Annotated in this window: 7 protein-coding genes; 4 read left to right on the top strand and 3 right to left on the bottom strand. The window is 41.0% G+C overall.

The features are described 5' to 3' along the window. The 4 genes from MHN01_RS08750 to MHN01_RS08765 all read left to right on the top strand — a co-directional run. On the top strand, positions 1 to 986 hold a 986-nt coding region (locus tag MHN01_RS08750), incomplete at its 5' end, for a hypothetical protein (protein ID WP_239411001.1). Positions 987 to 1,425: 439 nt separating this feature from the next. After that, the gene (locus tag MHN01_RS08755; protein ID WP_239411002.1) at positions 1,426 to 2,682 is read left to right on the top strand and encodes an ABC-three component system protein; all 1,257 of its coding nucleotides are present in this window, start codon (positions 1,426 to 1,428) and stop codon (positions 2,680 to 2,682) included. After that, a complete protein-coding gene (locus MHN01_RS08760; protein ID WP_239411003.1) occupies positions 2,675 to 3,349 on the top strand; it encodes an ABC-three component system middle component 1 in 675 nt (224 codons plus the stop codon). The genes MHN01_RS08755 and MHN01_RS08760 overlap by 8 nt, the downstream gene beginning before the upstream one ends. Beyond that, complete coding sequence (locus MHN01_RS08765) at positions 3,330 to 5,663, top strand: AAA family ATPase (protein WP_239411004.1); 2,334 nt, start codon at positions 3,330 to 3,332, stop codon at positions 5,661 to 5,663. The genes MHN01_RS08760 and MHN01_RS08765 overlap by 20 nt, the downstream gene beginning before the upstream one ends. A 323-nt stretch (positions 5,664 to 5,986) precedes the next feature. Here MHN01_RS08765 and MHN01_RS08770 read toward each other — a convergent pair whose 3' ends face one another. From MHN01_RS08770 to MHN01_RS24645, 3 genes are all read right to left on the bottom strand, one after another. Beyond that, a complete protein-coding gene (locus MHN01_RS08770; protein WP_239411005.1) occupies positions 5,987 to 7,630 on the bottom strand; it encodes a methyl-accepting chemotaxis protein in 1,644 nt (547 codons plus the stop codon). Positions 7,631 to 8,065: 435 nt separating this feature from the next. After that, positions 8,066 to 8,413, bottom strand: a complete 348-nt coding sequence (locus MHN01_RS24640) for a DUF6404 family protein (RefSeq protein ID WP_370646473.1) — start codon at positions 8,411 to 8,413, stop codon at positions 8,066 to 8,068. A gap of 152 nt (positions 8,414 to 8,565) precedes the next feature. Beyond that, positions 8,566 to 8,670 (bottom strand): EscU/YscU/HrcU family type III secretion system export apparatus switch protein (locus tag MHN01_RS24645; protein ID WP_370646474.1); only part of this gene is annotated, 105 nt, incomplete at its 5' end.

The following is an 8,670-nucleotide window of genomic DNA, read 5'->3' on the forward strand; positions in this document are numbered from 1 at the left end:
GCTTCAGGGAAGGTGAAGTACTGCATCTTAATCCTCAGGAAGCACCGTTTAGCCAGTTTCTGAAAAGTGTGGCTGACGACTTCAGGACGCCTCAGTTAAACCTCGAACAGCAAAAGCATATCGATAAGTCTCTTACGCTGACATCGGGCGCCATGAGTACCAATACTCAGTTAATGGGGACCGTCTCCACTTCAGTTCAGGTGCCCGTTTTGGGCGAGAAAACCGTTGATCTCGGGGTGAAATACAACAAGATCGACGGTGATATCAACCCCGATAACGATGGTGAATATATCAATGCGTCATTAAAGCTAGATATCCCGGCGGTGAAGGATAAAAGCTCCGCGATCAAAGGGATCCTCAAAGAAGGCATTGGCCGGTTCTTGAGTGAAAATAGTCTGGAGTTGAGTGAAATTGACGGCTTGGATGACTTGGCATTGAGTGGCTCGCTGAGCGCCAGTACCCAGTTCGAAGGCAACTTTGTCAAAGGGGAGGACAACAAATACCACCTGCAGTATATCCGTGCGACAGAATCGACGTCGTTAGGCGGAAACGCATCAGCCACAGCCGGAGCGGTTAAACTGGGAGCGGGTATCACTCATAGCAGCAATGACCACCTTGCCGAGTGGATCAGTGACAACACGCTGACCTACCTGCAAACAAAGTTTAATGGCTGGCAAAACGGCCAGCAGCCTGCACTGTGGGATCAGTATGCATCGCACCATGAAACAGGCATCGGTAAAGCCTTCGATAAACTAATAGAGAGTGACTCGAATATTGCCAAGGAGCTGGACAAGCGAGCGGGTGATATACCAAACGGGCAGCACTTGAAGGAAGCGCTATTAGAGAAAGCCGGACAATGGAAGGCTGACCACAGTAAGGAAAACTTCCAGCAAGCGATGGGTGCCTTGAATGACTATTTCGAAGCGCAGTACCTGACCTATAAAAACGAAAGTGCCGAGCGGCTGACGCCTAGATATAACGACTAGCTTTTGTGATTTGGTTATTGAATTAGACTGGAATCAACCTGTCAGTTTCGACTAGAGCTGACAGGTTTTATAAACTTGTTATTGTCTCGAAATCATTTTGAACGATAGATTGTTCTTATTGAGTAAGTCAACTTTTGCCATACATTCAAAGAATGTGACTTCGCTCTAAAATAAAAACCATCTAACTTCCCTGATCTTTTTCTCACGATTACCCCAAAAAGTGATAGAAGCCCACCTAGGAATACGCACGTTGTGGTATATTTTGTCAAATAATCCAGACACTATTGTCAGGTAGAGAGTTAAACGTAAAGCGTCGAAATATCAGTGGATTTGATCTAATTCCGTTTTACAAGCAACACAAAAAAAGTGTATTTCTAACATAGTATATACATTTTGGGTGTTTTATATATTTTCATGACTTTATCAGAGCTATAAGTAATTGACAGTCGTAACAAATCAAATAGCGAATAGTAGCGCGATCCCTGCTTGGAGTGGGTTTGTTTATCAAGGCAAAGTAGCGCTTTATCATGCCATACGTATTCTCATTCAGGGCGACAATAATGCTCACTACTTGAAGGTAGAAACCTTAGATGACTTTGTAATACACGCAAGTAATCACGATGTTATATCTTTACATCAAGTAAAAACGATGCAAAGTGGGTATCGCTCTGCATATAATGGCGCTTTAAAACAAGCATCTAAAGTAGTAGATAGGTGCAATAGTAATACTAAAAGGTGGTTTCATGTCTCCATAAAGGTTGATGACTTCTCTGACAGAGAAGCGAACGCTACAGAAGGTGAATTTCTTGTTCAATTTTATTCATACCACGATGGACGTCAATATGTTGAGACAGGAAATATCGATACGAAGCTTACTGAAATTGTTACGCAGTACCTAGAATCTCAAAACTTAACTGTTACGGACCTGCTTGTTGATCACAAGTTGGCTAAACTGCAAATGCTGTTAGCTGCGCGTGTGAATTTGGCACACCACCGTAATCAGCATGAGGATATGAAAAAGTTTGAGGCAGCCGATTCAATTCCGGTCTATTTTTCTGAGATCGAAGAGTGTCTTTACTCTGAAGCAATTCAAGATGATGACTATGATGCAATACTGTTCAAATTCAGAAAAACGTTATTGGATAGGACCGATAGCTTACTAGAAGTTAATCAGGACAATTTAAGCCTTGATCTAAATGACCTGTGTAGGTGTCGTCATGTTATTGCAGGAATGGAAATCGAACGATTGACCAGGTTGTACTATTCAAAGGTGCCTAATCAAAAGAGTATTTCGTTGAGTGGTTTTAGTGAGGCTACAGTTGACATTTATCTTGATATTATCGCTGAAATACAAGGCATTCGAATTGCGAATGACTTGCCACACTATTATAAGAGTCACCTAGGTACATTTTTACCAACTGCGATGCAATTTAGGCGAACCAATAAGCAGCTTAATATTAATGACATTCAAGACAACGTCTCTGGTATGCGTGGCAACCCGGTAGTTCAGGATGTACTTTACGATTATGAAAACCTAATTGTCGAAATGAACAGCAGCCCATTTAAATTAAGTGATCAGTCCAGTAGTGCAGGAAGATTCACTGATATCAGCGAAGCTGATGAAAATAGGCTTACCAAGATAAACAACGTGAGATTTGTGTCAGTCTGTGATGCAAGTGGTGAAATAAATGATTAATCAGGTAATTACAACATTATCTAGTAACTCTCCCTGCCAGTTTAAGTTAGTTGAACAAGCATCAGAACAATTTTCTTTTTATCGAGCTGCGTCTCCTAATTATCAAAGGTTTTTGGTTGTAGTACATGTTGAGAAACTAATGCAGCCTAGTGAGCTTAACCATTGGGTGCTGGCTAATACACCTGATGAACTAAGAGAGTTACCAGCTTTTGCTAAAAATACAGATGTCGTGGTTCTGTTTGAGTTAGAAAACTTAGCGGATATTGTGAACTATGAAAGCGAAGTATTTTCTCTGGAAGAAGATGCTTATAGCTTCAAAAAGCACGTTTTGTATTATTCACGAGCAGAATTGACTCTATTAGATAAAATGGAAATAAACAGCATTAGTGATTTGATAAAAAATCAAAGCAAATTCAGCTTGTATAAGCAATCCCCTTTAGTTGAGTCAGAATATGGTATAGCCAGCCGTATTTTTATTAAGTTACCTTTCTTATCTGTTCCTGTAGATGAGTCTGAGTTAGATAACCCTTGTATGCTTGCGGATATAGAACTGCAAGAAGCAGGCTTATTAGAGTTGACTAATGAATTTGAAAGTGTGTTAGCGAGCGTAGGCTCTAACTATGAAGCTGTTGTTGAGGAGTATATTCGTGGAAAAATGGCGAATTAACAGGCTGAAGATTAATGGCTTTAAGGTGTTTTCTGAGTTTGAGGAAAGTTTCTCTAATAGCTTGGTTGTGTACGATGGGCCAAATGGTTTCGGTAAAACATCATTATTTGATGCGAAACAAATTCTTTTTTGCAATAAGTTACCTAGGGTTGATGCTCGATTCGGAGTACTCAAAGTTCCAGGAAATAAGAAGTTCTCAAAAAGTCTATATCAAAATCATAACAGTGATGGTGATGTATCGATAATTGCTGAGTTTCGAAAGGGCAATGAGTCTCTTTACATAATGCGAATGGCACGAGCTGCTGATTTGCGTAGAGGAAGTAATAAGCCGAATAGCTTTGATGATTTCAAATTATACGAGTTAGCAAGCTTCAGTAATACAGCTGATGCAAGGTTGATTGAAGATGAGTCTCTTTTTTGGTCTGAAAAGCTTGGCGATAAGTTTCTAAGTAACTTCTCTGTCTTGAATTACCTTCAGCAAGACAGTAAATCTATAGTACTTCCCGATAAATGTGATGAACGTTCAAGAACCGGGCAAATAGAGCATTTAATTAACCTTGATCGGCTTAAGCGAAGAATTGAGGATATTTCGAAGCTAAAATCTGTAAGCAAAAAACAGTGGAGTGCTGCTGAATCGGAGTTTAAAGAAGCTGAGCAAGATTTGAAAGGACTCGAAGACTCACTATTAAGCGAAGATGTAAAGGAAGTCTCCTACACCAAAGTAACGGAATTCAACACACCACCAAACTGGGATATGGAACATCCGTTTTCTACTCAGAATTTTAAGCAAGTCGATGAGTTACTAGAGAATGTGAACTTGCTTAAACGTACATATCTTGGCAAAGAAGAAATTGCCAAAAGGATAATTAATAAGCAAAAAGTTGATTTTACTAAACGTGAAGAGTTTGGTTTGGCCGTTCGGTTATATCATCAATTTGAACGAGTTAGTGACTTAACTAAGCAGAAAGCACGATTAAGTGAGCTCGAAAAACTATGTAATACGCTTAATAATGAACCAGCCAAATTGTCATCGGCACATAGAGAGATTTTAAACAATTATTTAGAAGAGGAAGTATCAACAGAGTTAGGAAAACTCCTGAAAAGCAAAAATAAACTTCTTCTAGAGCAAGGAGGTTTGAGCTCTAAACAGGCGGATACACTCCAAGTGCGTGATAAGCTATTAGGCCTCAGTGATGAAAACGACTCAGAGTGTCCTCTTTGTGGTTTTGATTATACTGAAAGGGTGTTGCTAATTGAGGCTATAGACGTTAAGACAGAGCGATTGAAGCAACTTCTAGATGGGGTTAGTAAGAAAATAGCAATGTGTTATCAAAGTATTGCAGCGATTCTAAACCCGCTAAAAAACCAATATGTTCCGATCTTTGAAAAGCTGAAGTCGGAGTTTGAGGTTGATTTATATAATGAACTGACGGTTCATGAACATCAGGGGGCGAGGATAAAGAATATAGGGGAAAGGCTCATTTCATTGGGAATTGAACTTCCTAAAAAATATGCTGTAGAAAGGGTGAGTCAAGTAGAACAAATTGAGCAAGTTAAAAATGCTCTGTTAAAGTCACTTGAACCAGAAGACGATATTATCACGAACCAAGAAGTTAATTTTTTCTCAGAAAATTTTGGCAAATTTAGCAAGTTAGAGAAGCTGACTGAAGAGATCATAGAATCAAAGAAGCACTATATCCAAAAGCAGTATAATTTAGCGGTCAACGCTTCAATTGCTAAGAAGAGAAAAGATTTAGTAAGTTCTGGTAAAAGAGTAACTCATCTAAATACTATGAATAAGCAGCTCGGAAGTATTGAAACTAAGTTAAAACATGCTCAGACTGATTATATGCATCGTACCATTGGTCAGATGGAGTCACTATTTCACATTTACAGTGGTCGTTTGCTTCAAAATTATCAAAGTGGTTTGGGTGTTTTCATAGACATGCCTGTGGGGCAACGAAAAAATGCAGTTATGAACTTTACCACTGCAAGAGATTCACAACATGATGCTACGTTGTCGATGAGTAGTGGGCAAATTAGTGCATTGTCACTGTCATTATTCTTAGCTTTGAATAAAAAATACGCAAAAACCGCTTTTGTATTTATAGATGATCCCACTCAGTGTATGGATGAGATTAATATTGCATCATTAAGCGACTTGCTACGAGTAGAGCTTCGAGATCGTCAAGTAATAATTTCAACTCATGAGCAAGATATCTCTGACTACTTATGCTATCGGTATGGTAAAGCTGGTCTTGATAGGCAGCAAGTAAATTTGTTAGAAAAATCTAAGCAGGCAGCTTTAGGTTAGTTCTATGTACCAGGATAGGCTCTAACTCGCTCTAGCGTTCTTGAACTATAAATTTTTCTGCTTCGCTTTAACCAAATTCAAGCAATCCGAAGCAGTATATTAAGAACGATAATTCTAACTTGGTATTGTCCAGAAGTGCCCTTGATGATGTTTGGTGTGCACTTGTATGTTCAGGCCACAGCTAAACCTACCAGGCCGATTTTGAGTCAATACAACTAAAAATCCCAGCCACTGGTGCTTGGCTGGGATTTGATAGTTATTCTGGTTGTAATAGTTGTCCTAGCTCATATTAAACCCGTTCGTTCAGGCCTAAATGAGTGCACTTAATCAACCTTGAAGTAACTGACTTCTTCTTTTAGCTCAGTGGCTAGCTGATTCAAAGAATTGACCGCTTTCTCATTGCTTTGCATAGAGGCAATCGAGTCTGTCGACATCGCCGAGACTTGATCCATTGCATCAGCGATATCACTGACAACACTCACTTGCTCTGCAGTCGCTTTGGCAACTTCTCGGATACTGGTTAATGAATCTGAAGCTTGTTGCTCGATACTGGCAAGTAGATCCGTTGCTTTGGTGGTTTGCTGTTTACCGTTTTCGACTTGTGGCTGTGTGGTCTCCATCGCCGTGACACTGGCAGCCGTTTCCGATTGAACTTCGGCAATCATAGATTCAATTTGCGAGGTTGCTTCGTTCGTCCTCTGGGCCAGTTGGCGTACTTCATCGGCAACTACGGCAAAACCGCGTCCAGACTCGCCAGCGCGGGCAGCTTCAATGGCAGCATTTAGGGCAAGCAGATTGGTTTGTTCTGATATGCCGCTAATAACATTTATAATGCCACCGATTTCTTTAGTTCGAGACTCTAACTGTTTTATTTGCTCGACAGTACCATCGACAGTGACAGCGATTTTCTCCATTTCCTGAGCGGCAATCGAGACTAGTTCACGGCCTTGAACGGCATTCTCTGCGGTCATTGCCGAGTTGTTCTCTGTGAGGCTGGCAATTTGAGAGACTTGATCGATGCTGTGGCGCATATCATCCAGTTTGTGCGCGGTCTCTTGGGTTAGAGTCGCTTGCTGGTGAGCAGCTTCCAGTACTTGAGATGAGCCTACTGAAACCTCATTTACCTGCAAGGAGAGGTTTTTAGATGCGGTAATAATATTGCGGACAATTTGTATGAGCTTGGCGCACATATCAGTTAGGGAGTGCAAGATGCTGCCGAGCGGACGCTGCTGATCTTTGTAAGTCAGATCGCCCTGTGCCATCGCCTTGATGGCTTGTTCAGCTTCGAAAGGTTCGCCGCCCAAAGAGGACTGAAAACTGCGTTCAATGATCACGCCAATCAGTACCGAAATCGCCAGGGCAAAAATGCTGAGCCATAGCATCAGCTCTTGGAATCCGCCAGCTACCATGCGCGCTTCAGGTGTTAACTCTTGGTTTAAGGCTTCTTGATAGTCGATAAACTCATTGATCACATCCAACCATTCGATAATTGCAGGGCGAGCCTCGTCTAGTACCGTTTCCGTCATCACGTTACCGTTCTTCTTATCGGTAATGATTTTTCGAATGAGCGGTAGCGTGTGAGCTTGAATTTGGTCGATTTTATCGAGGATGTTCCTCTCTTCACTTGAAAAGAACACCCCTTGCGAAATCATTTGCTTCATGTTGCTTTCAGATTCGCTATAGAAGCTTTCTAAACGCTGTATTTCCTGTTCAAGTGAAGCAATTTCCTGCGGTGTACGCGCAATCGCAATATCGCGGACAGCAATCGCACGGTCATGCACGCTGCCACGATAATTGATGGCATAACGCTGTTTCACAGAGTTGATGTCGGTCATCTCAGATAAGGTTTGGTCAATAAAGTTGACCTTCTGAATGCCTAACACTGTGAGTAACATCATCAAGCTCAGTAGAGTACCAAAACCGATGGCCAACCGAGTTTTGACTTTTAAATTCGATAGAAAATTCAAAGTTAATCCCTGGATTTAATGTTATGTGTTGAGACGAAAATGTTGTGCTGGACTAGTTACTAGCTAGCACTCATTTTTGTATATTATTGAACGCTCTAGAATGTCACACTTAACCTTGCGTTAACACAAAAAGCGTCAGCACATTTTGCAAAAAATCAACTCAGGGGCATTTATCATTCGGTTTTTATATGCAACTTCGGCCTAATTCTTAAAGTCGTTGGCTTTACTGGTGTTTCCGTTATTGACGATGACTAGCCACATTAACAGCTCAAATCCTTTACTGAGCATAACGTGAAATCCAGCCGGCACGACAAAGAAGGCCAGAAAACATAAGACTTCACTTTGTTTGGACAGAGGCTCTGTGATTGGTGTTAGCACTTTGATGGAAAGAAAAGCGGTAAGGCCAAATATGAAAAAGTTTCGTAGAAATGACATCTATAGCTCGTCCCATCTCGTCAACTTACATTGTTTAAATTTCCAGCTGTAATACCAAGCCGTTGTCAATCCGTACAGCAGGCCTCCCACCAGAGCTATAATTGCGGATTCCATTATTGGTTTTCCGTTTGCCTGCCAACCAAAAAAGTACATCAGTACTCCCCACACCGGTGTGAAAAATACCAATGAAGTGAAAAAATTTGATTGGAAGCTTCGATAGTAAGGAGGGGGTGACTCAACACCTAGCTTTCTTAAAACCCGGAACAACGGAGGATTAAAGTTTGATTTCCAGATGCCTGCTTGCTTCAACTCTTCGTGTGCTGCTATGAGCTTATTGTGATAAGACATTGAATAACCTGATGTAAATTAAAATTAATAATGATTGGGTAAATATGTGTGACAAAACATATCCCATCTCATCCTCAACAGTTTATGAGCTTTGTCACAAGTTTTCGATGCGGCATATGCCTGTGTGGGATATATGATGGATTTCGTTACCTTTATTCAAGGCTCTTCATCCAGCGGATCACTTCGGCAACAGGCTCAAATAAGTGGGACGGGATCGTCTCGTACAACTCGGCCTCGGCATGAAGGGTGCGGGCGAG

It is taken from the genome of Photobacterium sp. OFAV2-7, from assembly GCF_022347985.1.
Classification (GTDB): domain Bacteria; phylum Pseudomonadota; class Gammaproteobacteria; order Enterobacterales; family Vibrionaceae; genus Photobacterium.

Coding starts and splice junctions, on each gene's coding strand:
- MHN01_RS08760 (WP_239411003.1), top strand. CDS start 2,675: ATGATTAATCAGGTAATTACAACATTATCTAGTAACTCTCCCTGCCAG.
- MHN01_RS24640 (WP_370646473.1), bottom strand. CDS start 8,413: ATGTCTTATCACAATAAGCTCATAGCAGCACACGAAGAGTTGAAGCAA.